16 protein-coding genes are annotated in these 19,566 nt (G+C 72.5%); 12 read left to right on the top strand and 4 right to left on the bottom strand.

Annotation, left to right across the window (positions count from 1 at the left end; genetic code table 11):
• Positions 1-29 precede the first annotated feature (29 nt).
• From rlmN to ispG, 5 genes are all read left to right on the top strand, one after another.
• A complete protein-coding gene (gene rlmN, locus QUV83_RS02025) occupies positions 30-1,181 on the top strand; it encodes a 23S rRNA (adenine(2503)-C(2))-methyltransferase RlmN (RefSeq protein ID WP_289562182.1) in 1,152 nt (383 codons plus the stop codon).
• Positions 1,178-1,732 (top strand): DivIVA domain-containing protein, encoded by a 555-nt coding sequence (locus QUV83_RS02020; RefSeq protein ID WP_289562180.1) that lies wholly within the window; start codon positions 1,178-1,180, stop codon positions 1,730-1,732. The genes rlmN and QUV83_RS02020 overlap by 4 nt, the downstream gene beginning before the upstream one ends.
• Positions 1,733-1,777: 45 nt before the next feature.
• Positions 1,778-2,965 carry a 1-deoxy-D-xylulose-5-phosphate reductoisomerase gene (dxr, locus tag QUV83_RS02015; RefSeq protein ID WP_289562178.1) on the top strand — a complete coding sequence of 396 codons (1,188 nt, stop codon included), beginning with the start codon at positions 1,778-1,780 and terminating at the stop codon, positions 2,963-2,965.
• A 123-nt stretch (positions 2,966-3,088) separates the two neighbouring features.
• Complete coding sequence (locus tag QUV83_RS02010) at positions 3,089-4,405, top strand: M50 family metallopeptidase (protein WP_289562177.1); 1,317 nt, start codon at positions 3,089-3,091, stop codon at positions 4,403-4,405.
• A 136-nt stretch (positions 4,406-4,541) separates the two neighbouring features.
• Entirely contained in the window at positions 4,542-5,675 is a 1,134-nt protein-coding gene (gene ispG / locus QUV83_RS02005; RefSeq protein WP_289562750.1) for a flavodoxin-dependent (E)-4-hydroxy-3-methylbut-2-enyl-diphosphate synthase, read from the top strand.
• Between the two features lie 61 nt (positions 5,676-5,736).
• Here ispG and QUV83_RS02000 read toward each other — a convergent pair whose 3' ends face one another.
• From QUV83_RS02000 to QUV83_RS01990, 3 genes are read right to left on the bottom strand one after another with little or no spacing between them, the layout of a single operon-like run.
• Positions 5,737-7,137 carry an NAD(P)/FAD-dependent oxidoreductase gene (locus QUV83_RS02000; protein WP_289562175.1) on the bottom strand — a complete coding sequence of 467 codons (1,401 nt, stop codon included), beginning with the start codon at positions 7,135-7,137 and terminating at the stop codon, positions 5,737-5,739.
• Positions 7,122-8,504, bottom strand: a complete 1,383-nt coding sequence (locus tag QUV83_RS01995; protein WP_289562174.1) for an aspartate aminotransferase family protein — start codon at positions 8,502-8,504, stop codon at positions 7,122-7,124. The genes QUV83_RS02000 and QUV83_RS01995 overlap by 16 nt, the downstream gene beginning before the upstream one ends.
• Positions 8,501-8,977, bottom strand: coding sequence for an Lrp/AsnC family transcriptional regulator (locus tag QUV83_RS01990; protein WP_289562172.1), 477 nt, complete (start codon positions 8,975-8,977; stop codon positions 8,501-8,503). Before QUV83_RS01990 ends, QUV83_RS01995 begins: the two co-directional genes overlap by 4 nt.
• Before the next feature lie 233 nt (positions 8,978-9,210).
• Between QUV83_RS01990 and QUV83_RS01985 the strand changes: the two genes are divergently transcribed.
• The 7 genes from QUV83_RS01985 to QUV83_RS01955 all read left to right on the top strand — a co-directional run bounded on the left by QUV83_RS01985 (position 9,211) and on the right by QUV83_RS01955 (position 17,818).
• Positions 9,211-10,680: a gamma-aminobutyraldehyde dehydrogenase gene (locus QUV83_RS01985; RefSeq protein ID WP_436231873.1), complete on the top strand. Its 1,470-nt coding sequence runs from the start codon at positions 9,211-9,213 to the stop codon at positions 10,678-10,680.
• Positions 10,681-10,888: 208 nt separating this feature from the next.
• Positions 10,889-12,115, top strand: a complete 1,227-nt coding sequence (locus tag QUV83_RS01980) for a polyamine ABC transporter substrate-binding protein (protein ID WP_289562170.1) — start codon at positions 10,889-10,891, stop codon at positions 12,113-12,115.
• Positions 12,116-12,123: 8 nt separating this feature from the next.
• Positions 12,124-13,296, top strand: coding sequence for an ABC transporter ATP-binding protein (locus QUV83_RS01975; RefSeq protein ID WP_289562167.1), 1,173 nt, complete (start codon positions 12,124-12,126; stop codon positions 13,294-13,296).
• Positions 13,293-14,213 carry an ABC transporter permease gene (locus QUV83_RS01970; RefSeq protein ID WP_289562165.1) on the top strand — a complete coding sequence of 307 codons (921 nt, stop codon included), beginning with the start codon at positions 13,293-13,295 and terminating at the stop codon, positions 14,211-14,213. Before QUV83_RS01975 ends, QUV83_RS01970 begins: the two co-directional genes overlap by 4 nt.
• A gap of 86 nt (positions 14,214-14,299) precedes the next feature.
• Entirely contained in the window at positions 14,300-15,085 is a 786-nt protein-coding gene (locus QUV83_RS01965; RefSeq protein ID WP_289562747.1) for an ABC transporter permease, read from the top strand.
• A 47-nt stretch (positions 15,086-15,132) separates the two neighbouring features.
• The gene (locus QUV83_RS01960) at positions 15,133-16,428 is read left to right on the top strand and encodes a saccharopine dehydrogenase family protein (protein ID WP_289562163.1); all 1,296 of its coding nucleotides are present in this window, start codon (positions 15,133-15,135) and stop codon (positions 16,426-16,428) included.
• 163 nt (positions 16,429-16,591) lie between these two features.
• A complete protein-coding gene (locus QUV83_RS01955) occupies positions 16,592-17,818 on the top strand; it encodes an ABC transporter substrate-binding protein (RefSeq protein ID WP_289562161.1) in 1,227 nt (408 codons plus the stop codon).
• 107 nt (positions 17,819-17,925) lie between these two features.
• On the opposite strand, the gene gabT is transcribed toward QUV83_RS01955, so the two are convergent.
• Positions 17,926-19,278 carry a 4-aminobutyrate--2-oxoglutarate transaminase gene (gene gabT, locus QUV83_RS01950; protein ID WP_289562159.1) on the bottom strand — a complete coding sequence of 451 codons (1,353 nt, stop codon included), beginning with the start codon at positions 19,276-19,278 and terminating at the stop codon, positions 17,926-17,928.
• Between the last annotated feature and the right edge of the window lie 288 nt (positions 19,279-19,566).

Here is a 19,566-nt window from a genome sequence, read left to right as displayed (position 1 = left end):
GCACATCGATCGCTAGGAAGGGGGTGCCCATGAGCGGGACACCCGTCGAACTGCAGAAGTCACCTGTCGCACTGAACCTGACCCCTCCGACCACCAGGGGCCCCCGCGGCAAGCCGCCGCGCCACTTCGTGGACCTCACCCCGGAGCAGCGGGTCGCCGCCGTCACGGAGCTGGGGGAGAAGCCGTTCCGGGCCAAGCAGCTCGCGACGCACTATTTCACGCACCTGACCTCCGACCCGGAGGCGATGACCGACCTGCCGAAGGCGACGCGCGACCGGCTCGTCGAGAAGCTGTTCCCGGAGCTGCTCACGGCGGCACGGACCATGAAGGCGGATGGCGGCACCACCGTCAAGACGCTGTGGCACCTGTTCGACGGGGCCAAGGTCGAGTCGGTGCTGATGCGCTACCCGAACCGCTCGACGCTGTGCGTCTCGAGCCAGGCGGGCTGCGGCATGGCGTGCCCGTTCTGCGCCACCGGCCAAATGGGCCTGACCCGCAACCTGTCCACCGCGGAGATCGTCGAGCAGGTGCGGCGTGCCAGCCGGTCGCTGGCCGACGGCGAGATCCCCGGTGGGCCGACCCGCCTCTCGAACCTGGTGTTCATGGGCATGGGCGAGCCGCTGGCCAACTACAAGGCCGTCATGGAGACGGTGCGCACCCTCGTGGCGCCCGCACCCGACGGCCTGGGGATGTCGGCCCGCAACATCACCGTCTCGACCGTGGGCCTGGTGCCGGCGATCACGAGGCTGACGAACGAGGGCATCCCGGTGACGCTCGCGGTGTCGCTGCACGCCCCGGACGACGAGCTGCGCGACTCGCTGATCCCGATCAACACCCGCTACAGCGTGGACCAGACGCTGGACGCCGCGTACCACTACTTCGAGGTCACCGGGCGGCGCGTGTCCATCGAGTACGCGCTGATCAAGGACATGAACGACCACGCGTGGCGCGCGGACATGCTGGGGACCAAGCTCAACGCCCGTGGGCGCGGCTGGGTGCACTGCAACCCCATCCCGCTGAACCCGACGCCCGGCTCGATCTGGACAGCGAGTGATCCCGCCGTCGAGCGCGAGTTCGTGGCACGCTTGCGCGCGCACGGCATTCCCACGACGGTCCGTGACACGCGGGGGAGTGACATCGACGGCGCCTGCGGCCAGCTCGCAGCGGAGGAACAGGGATGAGTGAGGGCATGTTCCGCACGGTCTCGCGGCTACGCAGCGGTTACGACCCGGATGAGGTCGACGAGTTCTTCGACCACGCCCGCTCGGTCTACGAGGCGGGCCAGCCCGGCGCGCTGACGGGCAAGGACGTGCGCTCCGTCGCGTTCGACATGGTCCGTGGCGGGTATGTCACGTCGGCTGTGGACGCGGCGCTGGACCGGCTGGAGGCCGCGTTCGTGGCCCGTTCCCGTGCGGAGGTCCTCGCCGAGCGGGGGCAGCAGGCCTGGATGGAGATGCTCGCCGATCAGGCGCGCACCTTGTACGGGCGGCTCACCCGCCCGGACGGCGAGCGATTCGCCCCGCCCGCGGGACGGCAGCAGGGGTATGACGCCGACGACGTGGACGACCTGTGCGAGCGGCTCGTCGCGTACTTCGACAAGGGCGTGCCGTTGACGGCGCAGGACATCCGCTCGGCGACGTTCGGGCGGCGCAGGGGCAAGCACGCTTACGCGGAGGCCCCGGTGGACGCCTTCTTCGCGCGGGCCGTGGAGGTCCTGCTCGGCGCGGAGTGACCCTCGCATGCGGGGAAGGCCGCCGCGGCACGGGATGATGGCGCCATGAGTGAGCGCACAGTCCTCCTGCTCGGCTCGACCGGCTCCATCGGGACGCAGGCCGTCGACGTCATCACCCGGAACCCCGAGCGGTTCCGCGTCACCGGCCTCAGCGCCGGCGGCGCCGATCCCGCGGCCCTCGCCCGGCAGGCGATCGAGTTGGGCGTGCAGGCTGTGGCGGTGGCCGACCCCGACGCGGCCGGCCCGCTGCTCGCGGAGCTCACCCGGGCCAGCGCCGACGCCGGGCTGCGCCAGCTCGGCGTGGAGGTGCTCGCCGGCCCGGACGCCGCGACCCGGCTGGCGGCGCGCGGCGCCGACGTGGTCCTCAACGGCATCACCGGCTCGGTGGGCCTGGGCCCCACGCTCGCGGCGCTGGAGTCGGGCAGCACGCTCGCGCTGGCGAACAAGGAGTCGCTGGTAGTGGGCGGGGCGCTGGTCGCCGCGGCCCAGCAGCGGACCGGCCAGGTCATCCCCGTCGACTCCGAGCACTCCGCGATCGCGCAGGCGCTGCGCTCGGGCGCGCGGTCCGAGGTGCGCCGGCTGATCCTGACCGCCTCGGGCGGGCCGTTCCGGGGCCGTGGCCGCGACGACCTGAAGAGGGTCACCCCCGAGCAGGCCCTGGCCCACCCGACGTGGTCGATGGGGCCCGTGGTGACGGTGAACTCCGCGACCCTGATGAACAAGGGCCTGGAGCTCATCGAGGCGCATCTGCTGTTCGGCGTGCCGGTGGCGGACATCACCGTCGTGGTGCACCCGCAGTCGGTCGTGCACTCGATGGTGGAGTTCGTGGACGGCTCGACCATCGCGCAGGCCTCGCCGCCCGACATGCGGCTGCCGATCGCGCTGGGCCTGTCCTGGCCGCATCGCGTCCCCGACGTGGCTCCGCCCTGCGACTGGTCGCAGGCGACGGCGTGGACCTTCGAGCCGCTCGACGAGGAGGCGTTCGGCGCCGTGCGGCTGGCCCGGGAGGCCGTCGCCGCCTCGCCGACCCACCCGGCGGTGCTCAACGCCGCCAACGAGGAGTGCGTCGCCGAGTTCCTCGCGGGGCGGCTCGGCTTCGTGGAGATCGTGGACACCGTGGCCCGGGTGCTCGACGAGCATGAGGGCGTGCGCGGCGCGCTGACGCTCGACGACGTCTTGGGCGCCGAGGAGTGGGCGCGCGCCCGCACCCACGAGCTGCTCGCGCAGCGCTGACCGGCCCGCGGCGGTCAGCCGTCTGCGTCGGCCGATCGTCCAGCGCGCTCTCAGCCATGCGGGGGATGATCGGAGCACGGCCTGGGGGTAGCGTCTGCCCCCGGTCCCCGAGAACGGAGTGTCATGGCGTATCTGCTGGGCGTGATCGTGCTGGTCGTGGGGGTGCTGGTCTCCATCGGCCTGCACGAGATCGGGCACATGGTCCCCGCGAAGCGCTTCGGCGTGCGCGTCAGCCAGTACATGGTCGGCTTCGGGCCCACGCTCTGGTCGCGGACCAAGGGCGAGACGGAGTACGGGCTCAAGGCGATCCCGCTGGGCGGCTACGTGCGCCTGGTCGGGATGTACCCCACAGCGCAGGCCGTGGGGGACCCGCCGCAGCGGACGGTGTTCGGCAAGATCGCCGCGCAGGCCCGCGAGGCCAGCGCCGAGGAGATCCTGCCCGGCGAGGACCACCGGGCGTTCTACCGGCTGTCGACGCCCAAGAAGGTCATCGTCATGCTCGGCGGGCCGTTCATGAACCTGCTCATCGCGATCGTGCTGCTCACCGTGGTGATCAGCGGGATCGGCGTGGCGGGCAGCAGCACCACGCTCACCGCCGTCAACCAGTGCGTCGTCCCGGCGGGCGCTGAGGCGACGCGGGAGTGCACAGACGCTGACGAGCTGGCGCCGGGGGCCGCGGCGGGCCTGCAGCCCGGCGACCGGGTGGTGTCCTACGACGGCGTGGAGATCACGAGCTGGGAGCAGCTCTCCTCGCTGATCCAGGAGACGGGGGCCACCCCGGTGCCGATCGTGGTCGAGCGGGATGGCGACGAGGTCGCCACCACCGTCACCCCGGTCGTCGCGGAGCGCCCGGTCTACGAGAACGGCGTGCCGAAGACCACCGCCGACGGCGAGCCGGTGACCCATGAGGTGGGCTTCCTGGGGATCCGGCCCGGAACCGAGCTGCAGACCCAACCGATCAGCACCGTGCCCGGCGTGGTCGGGAACGCGGTGGCGCAGACGGCCGGGGTGGTGGTGACCCTCCCGGCCCGCCTCGCCGACGTCGCCCAGTCCGCGTTCGGCTCCGCGGAGCGCGACGAGTCGACCATCATCTCGGTGGTCGGGGTGGGCCGCTTCGCCGGTGAGATCGCCTCGACCGAGGCCGAGGGGTACGGGCCGGCGGAACGAGTCGCCAGCATGCTGGGCCTGCTCGCGTCGCTCAACATCGCGCTGTTCGTGTTCAACCTGATCCCGTTGCTGCCGTTGGACGGCGGCCATGTGGTCGGCGCGCTGTGGGAGGGCGCCCGGCGCCAGATCGCGCGGCTGCGGGGGCGCGCCCGGCCCGGCCCGTTCGACACGGCGCGCCTGGTGCCGCTCGCCTACGGGGTGTTCGTGGTGCTCGCCGGGATGGGCGCGCTGCTGATCTACGCCGACCTGGTCAAGCCGGTCTCGCTCGGCTGATCCGGCCGCGGCCCGGCGGGCTTGTCCCCGGGCCGGGCAGGACCTGTGAACGTCTGGCGTCCGCGCAGCCCCGCTGTGCGGCGGGCGCCACGAAGAGAGGAATAATGGCCGCGTGAGCATCCCGATCAGTCTTGGCATGCCGGAGGCTCCAGCCCCGGTGCTGGCCCCCCGCCGTCCGACCCGCAAGATCAAGGTCGGCAAGATCGAGGTCGGCGGCGACGCGCCGGTCAGCGTCCAGTCGATGTGCACCACGCCGACCACCGACATCAACGCCACGCTGCAGCAGATCGCCGCGCTGACGGCCGCGGGCTGCGACATCGTGCGCGTCGCGGTGCCGAGCCAGGACGACGCGGAGGCTCTGCCCGCGATCGCCCGCAAGTCGCAGATCCCGGTGATCGCTGACATCCACTTCCAGCCCAAGTACGTCTTCGCGGCGATCGACGCCGGCTGCGCTGCCGTCCGGGTGAACCCGGGCAACATCCGCAAGTTCGACGACCAGGTCAAGGAGATCGCGCGCGCGGCCACCGACGCGGGCGTCTCCATCCGGATCGGCGTCAACGCCGGCTCACTCGACCCGCGCCTGCTCGCGAAGTACGGCAAGGCCACCCCCGAGGCGCTCGTCGAGTCGGCCGTGTGGGAGGCGTCGCTGTTCGAGGAGCACGGCTTCCGGGACTTCAAGATCTCGGTCAAGCACAACGACCCCGTGGTGATGGTGCGGGCCTACGAGCTGCTCTCCGAGCGCGGCGACTGGCCCCTGCACCTGGGCGTCACCGAGGCGGGCCCGGCGTTCCAGGGCACTATTAAGTCCGCGACGGCGTTCGGCGCGCTGCTGAGCAAGGGCATCGGCGACACCATCCGCGTGTCGCTGTCCGCGCCTCCCGTCGAGGAGGTCAAGGTCGGCATCCAGATCCTGCAGTCGCTGAACCTGCGCCCGCGCAAGCTGGAGATCGTCTCGTGCCCGTCGTGCGGGCGCGCGCAGGTGGACGTCTACACCCTCGCCGAGCGGGTCACCGCCGGGTTGGAGGGCCTCGAGGTGCCGCTGCGCGTGGCCGTCATGGGCTGCGTCGTCAACGGCCCGGGGGAGGCGCGCGAGGCCGACCTCGGCGTCGCGTCCGGCAACGGCAAGGGGCAGATCTTCGTGCGGGGCGAGGTCATCAAGACCGTGCCCGAGTCGATGATCGTGGAGACGCTGATCGAGGAGGCCATGCGCCTCGCCGAGTCGATGGACCCGGTGGACGGGTCCGGGGCCCCGGTCGTCACCGTCGGCTGAGGCCGTCCCGCTCCCAGCCGTCCCTGCGGCGTCCGAACCGCCGCCTCCGACCTGTTGTGGCCTAGCCGCCGGTGAGTCGCTCGAGGAGCGCCGCCGTGCGGCTGGGCCGCCCGGTGCGCTGCTCGGCGCGGTCGGCGAGCTCGGCGGCGCGCCGGCCGGCGGTGATGCCCGCCCAGCGCAGCGGCTCGGGCTCCCACGCCGGTGAGCGGTGTCCCACCCAGGGGAGCCGCACGAGCTCGGAGTCCGTGCCGGTGACCAGGTCCGCGAAGGTGCGCCCGGCGAGGTTGGACGTCGCCACGCCGTCGCCGACGTAGCCGCCCGCCCAGCCGATGCCCGTGTCGGCGTCGAGACCCACGGAGGGGCTCCAGTCCCGGGGGACGGCCAGCGGCCCACCCCAGGAGTGCGTGAACCGGGCGCCGTCGATGACCGGGAACAGCTCGACGAGGCTCCGCTGCAGGTGGGCCAGCACCGCGGGCGCCCGGTCGTACTCGGGTCGCACCGCCGAGCCGAGGTGGTAGGGGGCGCCGCGCCCGCCGAACGCGAGGCGGTCATCGGCGGTGCGCTGGCCGTAGACGATGAGGCGCCGGGCGTCGGTGAAGGTCTCGAAGCGCGCCAGGCCGATCTCGTCCCACACGTGGGCGGGCAGTGGGGCGGTGGCCACCATGAGCGAGTAGACGGGCGCGACGGCCCGGTGGTCACCGGGCAGCTCGGGCGTCCACGCCTCGGTGGCGCGCAGCACCCAGCGGGCGCGCACGGTGCCGTGGTCGGTGACGACGGCGCGGGGGGAGATCCGCAGCGCTCGCGTGCCCTCATACAGGCGCGCGCCGCGCTGCTCCACGACGGCGGCCAGGCCGCGCACCAGCCGTGCGGGCTGCACGCGCGCGCAGTCGGGCGTCCACGAGCCGCCCAGCACACCTGCGGCGCGGACATGCTCTCGCACGCCCTCGGGGTCCAGCAGGTGCTCCTCGTCGCCCCACTGCGCCGCGTGGGCCGCCTCCTGGCGCACGCGTGCGAGCTGCGGCTCGTTGCGGGCGAGGGTGACGGTCCCGCCGTAGGCGAAGTCGCAGTCGATGCCCTCGGCGGCCGCCACGCCCCCGACTTCGACCACGGTGTCCCGCATGGCCGCGCGCATCGCGAGGGCGGCCTCGCGCCCGTGCCGGCGGGCCAGGGCCGGCGCGGAGACGGGGAACAGCGCCGAGCACCAGCCGCCGTTGCGGCCGCTGGCGCCGAACCCGGCGACCTCGCGCTCGACGAGCACGACCTCGAGCGCTGGGTCCGCCTCCAGCAGGTAGTAGGCGGCCCACAGGCCGGTCAGGCCCGCGCCGACGATCACCACATCGGCCTGCGTGTCCCCGTCCAGCGGCGCCCGGGCCGGATGCGGCCCCTGCGCGGCGGGATCGTCGTCGACGAGCTGGTCCCACCACAGCGACAGGGGCCGCACGTCGGTCACAGCCGGGACCACGCCTCGGAGAGCACTCCGCGCAGGATCTGCTCGATCTCGTCGAACTGCGCGGGCCCACAGGTCAGCGGCGGGGCGAGCTGGATCACCGGGTCCCCGCGGTCGTCGGCGCGGCAGTACAGCCCCGCGTCGTAGAGCGCGCCGGAGAGGAACCCGCGCAGCAGCCGCTCGCTCTCGTCGTCGTCGAAGGTCTCACGGGTGGCCTTGTCCTTGACGAGCTCGATCCCGTAGAAGTACCCCTCGCCGCGCACGTCGCCGACGATCGGCAGGTCGAGCAGCCGCTCGAGCGTGGCGCGGAACACCGGGGCGTTGGCGCGCACGTGCTCGGGGATCCGCTCCCTTTCGAAGATGTCGAGGTTCGCCATCGCCACGGCCGCCGAGACGGGGTGCCCGCCGAACGTGTACCCGTGCGCGAACGACGCGGCGCCTGTGGCGAACGGCTCGAACAGCCGGTCCGAGGCGATGAGGGCGCCGATGGGGGAGTAGCCGGAGGTCATGCCCTTCGCGCACGTGATCATGTCGGGCACGTAGCCCAGCTCGTTGCACGCGAAGATGTCGCCGATGCGGCCGAACGCGCAGATGACCTCGTCAGAGACGAGCAGCACGTCGTACTGGTCGCAGATCTCGCGCACGCGCTCGAAGTACCCGGGCGGCGGCGGGAAGCAGCCGCCGGCGTTCTGCACGGGCTCGAGGAACACGGCGGCGACGGTGTCCGGGCCCTCGAACTCGATGGCCTCGGCGATCCGGTCCGCGGCCCACCGGCCGAAGGCCTTCGGGTCGTCGCGCAGGCCCTCGGGCGCCCGGTACTGGTTGGTGTTCGGCACCTTGTGGGCGCCGGGGACCAGCGGCTCGAACGGCTCCTTGAGGGTCGGCAGGCCGGTGATGGACAGGGCTCCATGCGTGGTGCCGTGGTAGGCCACCGCCCGGGAGATGACCTTGTGCTTGCCCGGGCGGCCCTGCAGCTTCCAGTACTGCTTGGCGAGCTTCCACGCGGTCTCGACGGCCTCGGAGCCGCTCGTGGTGAAGAACACCCGGTTGAGGTCGCCGGGGGCGTGCGAGGCGAGCCGCTCGGCGAGGTCGATGGCCTGCGGGTGGGCGTAGGACCACAGCGGGAAGAACGCCAGCTCGGAGGCCTGCTGCCGGGCACGCTCGGCGAGCTCGACACGCCCGTGCCCCGCCTGGACCACGAACAGGCCGGACAGCCCGTCGATGTACCGGCGGCCGGCGTCGTCCCAGATGTGGTGGCCCTCGCCGCGCACGATGGTCGGCACGCCGCCGTCCCACGCGCTCTGGCGGGTGAAGTGCCCCCACAGGTGGGAGCGGGCGGCGTCGGCGCGCAGGGTGCCGCGCGGGGTCGTGGAGTCGGTCATCGGGTTCCCCAGTTGTAGAGCTGCTTGCGCAGGCGCAGGTACACGAACGTCTCGGTGGCACGCACGCCCGCGATGGTGCGGATCTTGCTGTTGAGCACCTCGAGCAGGTGCTCGTCGTCCTCGCAGACCACCTCGGCGAGCACGTCGAAGCCGCCAGCGGTGATGACGACGTAGTCGACCTCGGGCAGCGCCGCCAGGGCGTCGGCGAGGTGCTCCAGGTCGCCGTCGGTCTTGATGCCGATCATGGCCTGCCGCGAGAAGCCCACCTGGAGCGGGTCGGTGACGGCCACGATCTGCATGACGCCGGAGTCCGTCAGCCGCTGCACGCGCTGCCGCACGGCCGCCTCGGACAGCCCGACGGCCTTGCCGATGGTCGCGTACGGCCTGCGACCGTCCTCTTGGAGCTGTTCGATGATCGCCTTCGACAGGTCGTCGAGGACGGGTGGGGCGACGTGGTTGGTCCGAGTGCTCACACGGGTGATGGTCGCGCGCTGCGGCGACAAGCGCAAGTGAATCCGTTGCGAAGGGGCTGTTTCGCATCGGATATCGGCGCCGTAACACGATGTTGACATTGGGTTCCGCCGTATCCCTCCCCTCCGGGGCATCCCTCGGGATAGCGTGCCGCGCACGGCGGAAGGGGTGTGCGGCGCCGGACCGCCGGCCCGCGCCCCAAGCCGCCCGAGCGAAGGAGAGACCCGTGGCCACCTTGTCGACGCCTGGCTCCACCCCCGCGTCCTCGGCGGACGCCCCGATCGAGCTGCTCAACCTCGTGGGCGGGCAGCGCCGCCCCGCCGCCGACGGGCGCACCTTGCCCCTCGTCGACCCGTCCACCGGTCAGGTCTACGCGTATGCCCCGGTCAGCGGGGCGCAGGACGTCGACGAGGCCTGCGCCGCTGCGAGCGAGGCGTTCGGCTCGTGGGGCCGCACCACGCCCGCGGAGCGCCAGCTCGCGCTGCTCCGGCTCGCCGACGCCGTCGAGGAGCACGCCGACGAGCTCGTCGCCGTGGAGTCCCGCAACACCGGCAAGCCGCTGCGCCTGACCGCCACCGACGAGGTGCCGCCGTGCGCCGACCAGCTCCGGTTCTTCGCCGGGGCCGCCCGGATGCTCGACGGCGTCAGCGCGGGGGAGTACCTCGCCGGGCACACCTCCTGGGTGCGGCGCGAGCCCATCGGCGTGGTCGGCCAGGTCACGCCGTGGAACTACCCGCTGATGATGGCCGTGTGGAAGATCGCGCCGGCCCTCGCCGCCGGGAACACGGTGGTGCTCAAGCCGTCCGACACCACGCCCGCCTCCACGCTGCTCCTCGCCGAGCTGGCCGCCCAGGTGCTGCCCCCCGGAGTGCTCAACGTCGTGTGCGGGGACCGGGACACCGGCCGCGCGCTCGTCGCCCACCCCCGACCCGACCTGGTCGCCATCACCGGCTCGGTGCGCGCCGGCTCGCAGGTCGCGCGTGAGGCCGCCACCGACCTCAAGCGGGTGCACCTCGAACTGGGCGGCAAGGCCCCGGCAGTGGTCTTCGCCGACGCGGACCTGGAGGCCGCCGCCGCGGGGATCGCCGGGGGCGGCTTCTACAACGCGGGCCAGGACTGCACCGCCGCCGCCCGGGTGCTCGTGCACGCGTCCGTGCGCGATGAGTTCGCCCAGGCGCTCGCGGAGCAGGCGCGCGCGCAGCGCTCCGGCCCGCCGGACGACCCCGACGCCGACTACGGGCCGCTGAACAACGAGCAGCAGTTCGAGCGGGTGCTCGGCTTCCTCGACCGGCTGCCCCCGCACGCCCGGGTGCTCGCGGGCGGCCACCGGGTCGGCGACATCGGCTACTTCCTCGAGGCCACAGTCGTCGACGGGCTCCGGCAGGACGACGAGGCGGTGCAGGACGAGGTCTTCGGCCCCGTCATCACCGTGCAGGCCTTCGAGGACGAGGCCGAGGCCGTGGCGCTCGCGAACGGGGTCCGCTACGGGCTCGCCAGCTCGGTGTGGACCCGGGATCACAGCACCGCCATGCGGATGACGCGCGCGCTGGACTTCGGGGTGGTGTGGGTCAACACGCACATCCCGTTCGTCGCCGAGATGCCGCACGGCGGCTTCAAGCACTCGGGGTACGGCAAGGACCTCTCGGTGTACGGCTTCGAGGACTACACCCGCGTGAAGCACGTCATGTCGGCGTTCGAGGGGTGATGCGGCGCCCTCGGCCGCACGTGGCCGGCATGTCCAGATCATGGGGACTTGCGCCTTGGAGGGCGATCACATGCGACATTTCCCTTCTGCATCTGGACGATCGTCACGAATCGCTTGATCCGCCAGAGCCGCATTGCGACGATCTGCCTGCGTTCCTGCCAGCATCCCCACGGTCGGTCCTCGGACCCTCCGGCCCGAGAGGACTCCGATGACAGCCGCCCGCCGTCCCCCGATCACCGACCCCCGCGTCCGCGCGCTCGTCGCCGCCGCGCGCGCCCCCCGGGCGGCAGGGCTGTCACGCCGGTCGCTGCTGGTGGGCGCGTTCGGCGCCGCTGGCGCCGCGGCCCTCGCCGCATGCGGCACGGGCCCGACCCCGGGCGCCTCCGGCGGCGCGACGGACGTGGCGGACGCCGAGCTGGTGCGGTGGGCGAACTGGACGCTGTACCTCGACCAGGACGACAGCGGGACCGCTTACCCGACGCTCGACGCGTTCGAGGAGGCCAGCGGGATCACCGTCCAGTACGCCGAGGACATCGAGGACAACGACTCGTTCTACGGCAAGGTGCAGGGCCAGCTCGCGAACGGCCAGGACATCGGCTACGACCTGGTCACGCTGACGGACTGGATGGCCGCCCGGCTGATCCGCCTCGACTACGCCCAGGAGTTGGACCGCTCGCGGATCCCGAACGCGAAGAACATCCTGCCGAACCTCGCGGACGTCGACTTCGACCCGGGCCGTGCGCGCTCGCTCACCTGGCAGTCGGGCTTCGGCGGCCTCGCGTGGGACACCGCCAAGCTCCCGAAGGGCCTGGGCTCGGTGTCCGACCTCTGGGCGCCCGAGCTCGCCGGCCGTGTCGAGGTGCTCTCCGAGATGCGCGACACCATCGGGCTCATCCTGCTCGACCAGGGCGTCGACCCGAGCGGGGACTGGGGCGACGACGAGTTCGGCGCGGCGCTCGCGCTGCTCGGGGAGAAGATCTCCTCCGGGCACATCCGCCAGGTGCGCGGGAACTCGTACACGCAGGACCTGGTCTCCGGCGACGCGGTGGCAGTGATCGGCTGGTCCGGCGACATCACGGCGCTGAACTACGAGAACGACGACCGGTTCGAGTTCGCCATCCCCGAGGCCGGCGGCATGCTCTGGAGCGACAACCTCCTGGTGCCCACCGGGTCGCCCAACAAGGCCAGCGCCGAGACGCTGATCGACTACTACTACGACCCCGAGGTCGCGGCGCAGGTGGCGGCGTGGGTCAACTACATCACCCCGGTGCAGGGCGCCCAGGAGGCGATGGCCGCCATCGACCCCGAGCTCGCAGAGAACCAGCTCATCTTCCCCAACGCGGACACCCTCAGCCAGGTCAAGGTGTTCCGCAGCCTCACCCCGGACGAGGAGGAGCGCTACAACGGCGAGTTCCTCGACGTCATCGGCGCCTGAGGCCGTCGATGACCACGACAGCCCCCGCCCACCTGGGCGCCGCATCGGCTCCGGCCGGCGCGGCGCTCGAGGTCACGGCGGTGACGAAGCGCTTCGGCAACTTCGTCGCCGTCGACGACCTGACGTTGACAGTGCCGTCCGGGTCGTTCTTCGCACTGCTCGGCCCGTCCGGTTGCGGCAAGACGACGACGCTGCGGATGGTCGCCGGCCTCGAGCAGCCCACCGCGGGGACGATCTCCATCGGCGGGCGTGACGTGACGGGAACGCGCGCGCATCGGCGCCCGGTGAACACGGTGTTCCAGAGCTACGCGCTGTTCCCGCACCTCACCGTCGCCGAGAACGTCGCCTTCGGCCTGCGCCGGCGGCGTGAGGCGGACGTGCAGGCGCGGGTCGCCGAGGGGCTGGCCCTCGTGGAACTCGGGCACCTGGCAGACCGTCGCCCCGCGCTCCTGTCCGGCGGCCAGCAGCAGCGGGTCGCGCTGGCCCGGGCGCTGGTCAACCGGCCCGCGCTGCTGCTGCTCGACGAGCCACTCGGGGCCCTCGACCTCAAGCTGCGCCGGCAGATGCAGCTCGAGCTCAAGCGCATCCAGACGGAGGTCGGCCTCACCTTCGTGCACGTCACCCACGACCAGGAGGAGGCCATGACCATGGCCGACACGGTCGCGGTGATGAACAAGGGCCAGATCGAGCAGATGGGCGCCCCGGCGGACCTGTACGAGCATCCGCGCACCGCGTTCGTCGCGAACTTCCTCGGGCGCTCCAATCTGGCCCGGGGCCGAGTCCTCGAACGGCTCGACGGCGACCTGCTCGGGGTCGACGTCGGCGGGGTGCGGGTGCGGGTTCCCGCGGCTCGCGCCGTGCGGGACTCCGGGGACGTCCTCGTGGGCGCCCGCCCGGAGAAGATGCGGCTGCTCGCGGCGGGCGACGAGCCGGCGCCGGACGAGAACGTGGTCGGCCCGGGCACGGTCGTCGACGTGTCGTTCACCGGGGTGAGCACGCAGTACGAGGTGCGCGTCCCGGGGCTCGCCACGTTCGGGGTGTTCGCGCAGAACCTCTCCGGGCGGGCGGGGGCCGCGTTGGGCGACCAGGTGCGCCTCGCCTGGTCGGTGGACTTCACCTTCGGCCTCGACGGGCGTGACGACGCCGCCGAGGGAGTCGCCGACTTGGACGTCGAGCCGTGAGCATCGCGACGGCGCTGGGGGAGCGCGGCCCGCAGGCGGGCGCCCCTCCGCGTGCCCGCATCCGCTCCCGCGGGCACCTGCCGCTGCTGCTGCCCGGGCTGGCCTACCTCGCGCTGTTCTTCGTGGTGCCGGTGGGCGCGCTGCTGGCGACCTCGCTGTACGTGCCCGTCCCCGGCGGCGATGTGGGGCAGTACGAGCCCGCGCTGCACTGGCAGAACTACACGGAGGCGCTCGGCAAGTTCTGGCCGCAGCTCGTGCGGTCCTTCGGCTTCGCGCTCATCGCGACCGTGGCGGCGCTGCTCATCGGGTACCCCATCGCCTACGCCATCGGCGTGCGGGCCCGCGGCAGGCGGCTCCTGCAGGGCCTGATGCTCGTGCTCGTCGTGGCGCCGTTCTTCACGAGCTTCATCCTGCGCACCATCGCGTGGAAGCAGATCCTGGCGGACGACTCGTTCGTGGTCTCGGCGCTGCACTGGCTGCACCTGCTGCCGCCGGGCGGGCGGCTCACCGCGACGCCGTTCGCGGTGGTGTGCGGCCTGACGTACAACTTCCTGCCGTTCATGGTGCTGCCGATCTACGCCAGCCTGGAACGCCTCGACCCCCGCATGCTGGAGGCCGGGGCGGACCTGTACGCCTCGCCGTTCACGACGTTCCGCACCGTCACCCTGCCGCTGTCGATGCCTGGCGTCGTCGGCGGCACCCTGCTGACGTTCATCCCTGCCTCGGGCGACTACGTGAACTCCTCGCTGCTGGGCAACAACACCAACACCTCGATGATCGGGCAGGTCATCGACGCCCGGTTCTTCAAGGTGCTCGACTACCCGACCGCGGCCGCGCTGTCGGTGGTGCTCATGGCGGCGATCCTCCTGCTGGTGGGCGCCTACGTGCGGCGCTCCGGGACGGAGGAGCTCCTGTGAGCACGACCGTCGAGCCGGCCCGCCCGGCCACCGCTCGGGGCGCCGCGGCCCCCCGCCCCCGTGGCGGCCGACAGCGCCGGTGGCGGCTGGGCGAGGCGCTGGTGCCCGCGTTCGCCGGGCTCGCCTTCCTCTACCTGCTGGTGCCGGTGGCGTACACCATCGCGTTCTCGTTCAACGACGCCGGCAAGTCGAACCTGGTGTGGCGCGGGTTCACGCTCGACGCGTGGCGCAACCCCTGCGGCGCCCCGCAGGTGTGCGAGGCGTTCGCTAACTCGCTGCGGGTGGGGGTGGCCTCCACCCTCGTCGCCACCGCCCTCGGCACGCTGCTGGCGGTCGCGCTGGTGCGCTTCCGGTTCCGCGGGCGCCCGCTGGTCAACCTGCTGATCTTCCTGCCGATGTCGACCCCCGAGGTGGTGCTCGGCGCCGCGCTGCTGGCCCAATTCCTGTCCCTGCGGGTGCAGCTCGGCTTCACCACCGTGGTGATCGCCCATGTGATGTTCTGCATCAGCTTCGTGGTCGTGACGGTCAAGGCCCGGGTCGCGAGCCTCGACCCCGCGCTCGAGGAGGCCGCCGCCGACCTGTACGCGACGCCGTGGCACGCGTTCTGGCGGGTCACCTTCCCGCTGCTGCTGCCGGGCATCGCGGCAGCGGCCCTGCTCGCCTTCAGCCTGAGCTTCGACGACTTCATCATCACCAACTTCAACTCGGGCTCGTTCACCACGTTCCCCAAGTTCGTCTACGTCTCGGCGGCGCGCGGCATCCCGCCGCAGGCCAACGTCATCAGCTCGTTCATGTTCGTCCTCGCGCTCGTCCTGGTGGTCGTGTTCCAGGTGGTGAGCTCGGTCCGCGCCGGCAGACGCCAGCGCGGTTGACCACCGAGGGGGCCGGGCGGCCCCCTCGGCCCACGGAGGTGTGTCACGTGCGGATCCTCGTGATCGGCAGCGGCGGGGTGGGCGACGCCGTCGCCCGCATCGCCGCGCGCCGGGAGTTCTTCGAGCAGATGGTGGTCGCCGACGTCGACCTGGGGCGGGCCGAGCGCACCGTCGCCGCGGCGCGCAAGCACGACGTGGGCGTGGACCGGTTCCGGACCGCGGTCGTGGACGCCTCCGACCCCGCGTCGGTGGAGGCGCTGGTGCGCGAGCACCGGTCCACCCATGTCCTCAACGCCGTGGACCCCCGGCTGGTCATGCCGATCTTCACCGGGGTGCTCGCCGCGGGCGCCGACTACCTCGACATGGCCATGTCGCTGTCGCGGCCGCACCCCGAGCGCCCGCATGAGTTGCCGGGCGTCAAACTCGGCGACGCGCAGTTCGCGATCGCGGAATCGTGGGAGGCGGCCGGGCGGCTCGCGCTCGTCGGGATCGGCGTGGAGCCTGGCCTGTCGGACGTCTTCGCGCGGCACGCGGCCGATCGGCTCTTCGCGAGCATCGACGAGCTGGGCGTGCGCGACGGGGCGAACCTGGTGGTGCGCGGCCCCGATGGCGAGCCGGTGTTCGCCCCGTCGTTCTCCATCTGGACGACGATCGAGGAGTGCCTGAACCCGCCGGTCATCTGGTCGGCCGAGCGCGCCGAGGCGGGCTCGGGGCTCGAGGACGGGTGGCACACCGTCCCGCCGTTCCACGAGCCCGAGGTCTTCGACTTCCCGGAGCCCATCGGGCCGGTGGAGTGCGTGCACGTGGAGCATGAGGAGGTCCTCCTCATGCCGCGCTGGCTGGACGCGCGCAAGGTGACGTTCAAGTACGGGCTCGGCGAGGAGTTCATCGGCGTGCTGCGCACGCTGCACCGGCTGGGCCTCGACTCGACGGAGCCCGTCCTGGTGCGCGGGGCGCAGGTCAGCCCCCGCGACGTGGTCGCGGCGGTGCTGCCCGACCCGGCGACCATCGGCCCGCAGATGACCGGCTCGACGTGCGCGGGCGTGCTCGTGACGGGGACCGGCGTCGACGGGGCGCCCCGCGAGGTGTACCTGCACCACGTGGTGGACAACGCGTGGTCGATGGCGGAGTACGGGGCGCAGTGCGTCGTGTGGCAGACCGCTGTGAACCCTGTGGTCGCGCTCGAGCTGCTCGCCGCCGGGGTCTGGGCCGGCGCCGGTGTGCTCGGCCCCGAGGCATTCCCGCCGGAGCCGTTCCTCGAGCTGCTCGCGGCGCCGGAGCCGGCGGGCTTCGGCTCGCCGTGGGGCCTGCAGGAGCGCACGCCGCGCGGAGGCGCTTCCTGAGCCCGTGCCGCGAGCACGTCCGGTCACGTCCCATCTGGTGTGTGGTGATTGTCGACTGTGACATGTTTTGCCACTATCCACGGGGGAATCGGCCGCGCGTCGCGCTGGCCAGCCCCGTCCAGCTCCGGCGGCCCGACTGGGCCCGCCGGCCGAGAGGAGTCTGATGACCCCCCGCCGTCGTCCGCCGATCACCGACCCCAGGGTGCGCGAGCTCGTGCGCGCCGCCCGCACCCCCCGGGGCGGTCACGCCCTCTCGCGGCGGTCCTTCCTGCTCGGAGCCGTGGGCGCTGCCGGTATGGGAGCGCTCCTCGCCGCTTGCGGCAGCGACGGCGAGGAGGCCGTGGGCGTGGTCGACCGCTCTGCGCAGGATCGGCTGGTGCGGTGGGCCAACTGGCCCATCTACGTCGACCAGGACGAGAGTGGCGCCTCGCCGACGATCAGCGCCTTTGAGGACCTCTCCGGCATCCGGGTGGACTACGCGGAGGCGATCGAGGACAACGAGTCGTTCTACGCGACGGTGCAAGATCGCCTGCTGGCGGGCTCCGACATCGGCTACGACGTCGTGACGGTGACGGACTACCTCGCTGCCCGGCTCATCCGGCTCGGCTACGCGCAGAGCCTGGACCGGACCCGCATCCCGAATGCGGAGAACCTGCGGCCCAGCCTCAGGGGCGTCGACTTCGACTTCGGCCGGACTCGTTCGCTGACCTGGCAGTCGGGCTTCGCGGGGATCGCGTGGGACAAGGAAGCCGTACGGAAGGGCTTGCGCACCGTCTCCGACCTGTGGGCCCCCGAGCTCGCCGGCAGGGTGCAGCTCCTCTCGGAGATGCGCGACACGATGGGCCTGCTCATGCTCGAGGAGGGCATCGACCCCTCGGGGGACTGGAGCAACGACGAGTTCTACCAGGCGCTCGAGGTCATGCGGGAAAAGGTCAGCAGCGGCCACGTCCGCGAGGTGTCGGGCAACTCCTACACCGACGCGCTGGTGTCAGGCGAGGCCGTCGCCGTGTTCGCCTGGTCCGGTGACATCACAGCGCTCAACTTCGAGCATGGCGACCGCTTCGAGTTCGCGATCCCGGAGGCCGGGGGAACGCTATGGAGCGACAACCTCCTGGTGCCGGTCGGCTCGACGCACCGGTCGAACGCCGAGGACCTCTTCGACTACTACTACCAGCCCGAGGTGGCGGCGCAGGTGGCCGCATGGGTCAACTACATCACTCCCGTCGAGGGCGCCCAGGAGGCCATGGTCGCCATCGACCCGGAGCTCGCGGAGAACCCGATGATCTTCCCCGACGACGAGACGCTCAAGCGGGTGAGCGTGTTCCGCACGCTCGAGCCCGACGAGGACGAGCGGTTCAGCAACGAGTTCTTCGCGGCGGCGGGCCTCTGACGAGCTGCCGTGCCCCTGACGCGCCGTCCGGCCGCTGGCCCGTCTCCAGTGGGACGCACCGTGTCCCACCGGCGACGAGGGCCGCGGCGTCCTCCCGCAGCGCCCGCTCAGGCCGGCAGCGCGCGTAACGCGGCCGCGAGCACGTCCAGCGCGTCGTCGAGCAGCCGGGGCTCGATCACCAGCGGCGGCAGGAGCCGCACGACATTGCCCCAGGTCCCGCAGGTGAGCACGAGCACCCCGGCGGCGGCGCAGTCCCGCGCCACCTGCGCCGCGGCCGCGCGGTCGGGCTCGAGAGTCCCGGGGCGCACGAGCTCGACGGCGAGCATCGCGCCCCGGCCGCGCAGCTCGGCGACGGCGGGGTGCTCGTCGGCCACCTCGCGCAGCCGGCCACGCACCTGCGCCTCGATCGCCCGGGCCGCCGCGGCGAGGTCCTGCCCCTCGTAGAGCGCGATCGACGCGAGGGCCGCCGCGCAGGCCACGGGGTTCCCGCCGAAGGTGCCGCCGAGCCCGCCCGGGTGCACGGCGTCCATCAGGTCGGCGCGCCCGGTGACGGCGCCCAGCGGCAGCCCGCCCCCGATGCCCTTGGCCAGCGCGACCAGGTCGGGGACGACTCCCTCCTGCTCGCAGGCGAACATCGAGCCGGTGCGCGCGAAGCCGGTCTGCACCTCGTCGGCGACGAAGACGATCCCCTGCGCGCGCGCCCACTCGGCCAGCGCGGCGAGGAACCCGGGCGCGGGGGTGACGAACCCGCCCTCGCCGAGGATCGGCTCGACGACGATCGCGGCGACCTGGTCGGCGCCGACGTGGCGCTCGGCCACGTCGATGGCCCGTGCCGCGGCCTGGGCGCCCGTCATCCCGGCGGGGTCGCGCAGCGGGTACGACGCCGGGACGCGGTACACCTCGCCCGCGAACGGCCCGAAGCCGGTCTTGTAGGGCATGGCGCGCGCCGTCATCGCCATCGTGAGGTTCGTGCGGCCGTGGTACGCGTGGTCCAGCACGAGGACGGCGTCCCGGCCGGTGGCGCGGCGGGCGACCTTGACGGCGTTCTCCACCGCCTCCGCGCCGGAGTTCACCAGCATCGAGCGCTTCTCGTGGCTCCCGGGCACGAGCCGCGCCAGGGCCTCGCACACCGCCACATACTCCTCGTAGGGGCTGACCATGAAGCAGGTGTGCGTGAAGTCGGCCGCCTGGGCCGCGACCGCCGCGACGACCTCGGGGCTGCTGGCGCCCACCGAGGTCACCGCGATGCCCGATCCCAGGTCGACGAGGCGGTTGCCGTCGACGTCCTCGATGATCGCCCCGCCCGCGCGGGCCACGTACACCGGCAGAGTGGAGGACACGCCAGCGGCGACGGACGCGGAGCGCCGTGCAGCCAGCGCCTGAGACCGCGGCCCCGGGATCGCCGTGACGAGGGATCGGGATTGCTCCAGCGGCGCCGGGCCTGCGGATGTCGTGGTCATGGTCGGACGTTAGTGGTGGTCTGCTCTGCTTGGAAGGGCTGGAGAACGATATTCGTGGTGGATCCGCAGATTCGGCACGGAGGTCGTGGAGCGCGCGGCAGGGGGCCCTCAAGCCTTCGGTGAGGCAGAATCCCCCTCATGGGACGGTGGCGCGGGACAGCCGTGGACGGCCGCGCCGGAGGGCGCCTGCTCGGGGACGTCGACGTCGCCCGCGCGCTCGCTGTCTGCGGAGTCGACCCGGTCGCCTCGATCCTCGCCACGACCCGCATCGAGCCGCCTCTCATACAC

This window comes from Cellulomonas cellasea, assembly GCF_030372105.1.
GTDB lineage: Bacteria > Actinomycetota > Actinomycetes > Actinomycetales > Cellulomonadaceae > Cellulomonas_A > Cellulomonas_A cellasea_A.
This window is presented reverse-complemented; position numbering and strand designations above follow the sequence as displayed.

Coding starts and splice junctions, on each gene's coding strand:
- rlmN (WP_289562182.1), top strand. CDS start 30: ATGAGCGGGACACCCGTCGAACTGCAGAAGTCACCTGTCGCACTGAAC.
- QUV83_RS02020 (WP_289562180.1), top strand. CDS start 1,178: ATGAGTGAGGGCATGTTCCGCACGGTCTCGCGGCTACGCAGCGGTTAC.
- dxr (WP_289562178.1), top strand. CDS start 1,778: ATGAGTGAGCGCACAGTCCTCCTGCTCGGCTCGACCGGCTCCATCGGG.
- QUV83_RS02010 (WP_289562177.1), top strand. CDS start 3,089: ATGGCGTATCTGCTGGGCGTGATCGTGCTGGTCGTGGGGGTGCTGGTC.
- ispG (WP_289562750.1), top strand. CDS start 4,542: ATGCCGGAGGCTCCAGCCCCGGTGCTGGCCCCCCGCCGTCCGACCCGC.
- QUV83_RS01995 (WP_289562174.1), bottom strand. CDS start 8,504: ATGACCGACTCCACGACCCCGCGCGGCACCCTGCGCGCCGACGCCGCC.
- QUV83_RS01980 (WP_289562170.1), top strand. CDS start 10,889: ATGACAGCCGCCCGCCGTCCCCCGATCACCGACCCCCGCGTCCGCGCG.
- QUV83_RS01975 (WP_289562167.1), top strand. CDS start 12,124: ATGACCACGACAGCCCCCGCCCACCTGGGCGCCGCATCGGCTCCGGCC.
- QUV83_RS01955 (WP_289562161.1), top strand. CDS start 16,592: ATGACCCCCCGCCGTCGTCCGCCGATCACCGACCCCAGGGTGCGCGAG.
- gabT (WP_289562159.1), bottom strand. CDS start 19,278: ATGACCACGACATCCGCAGGCCCGGCGCCGCTGGAGCAATCCCGATCC.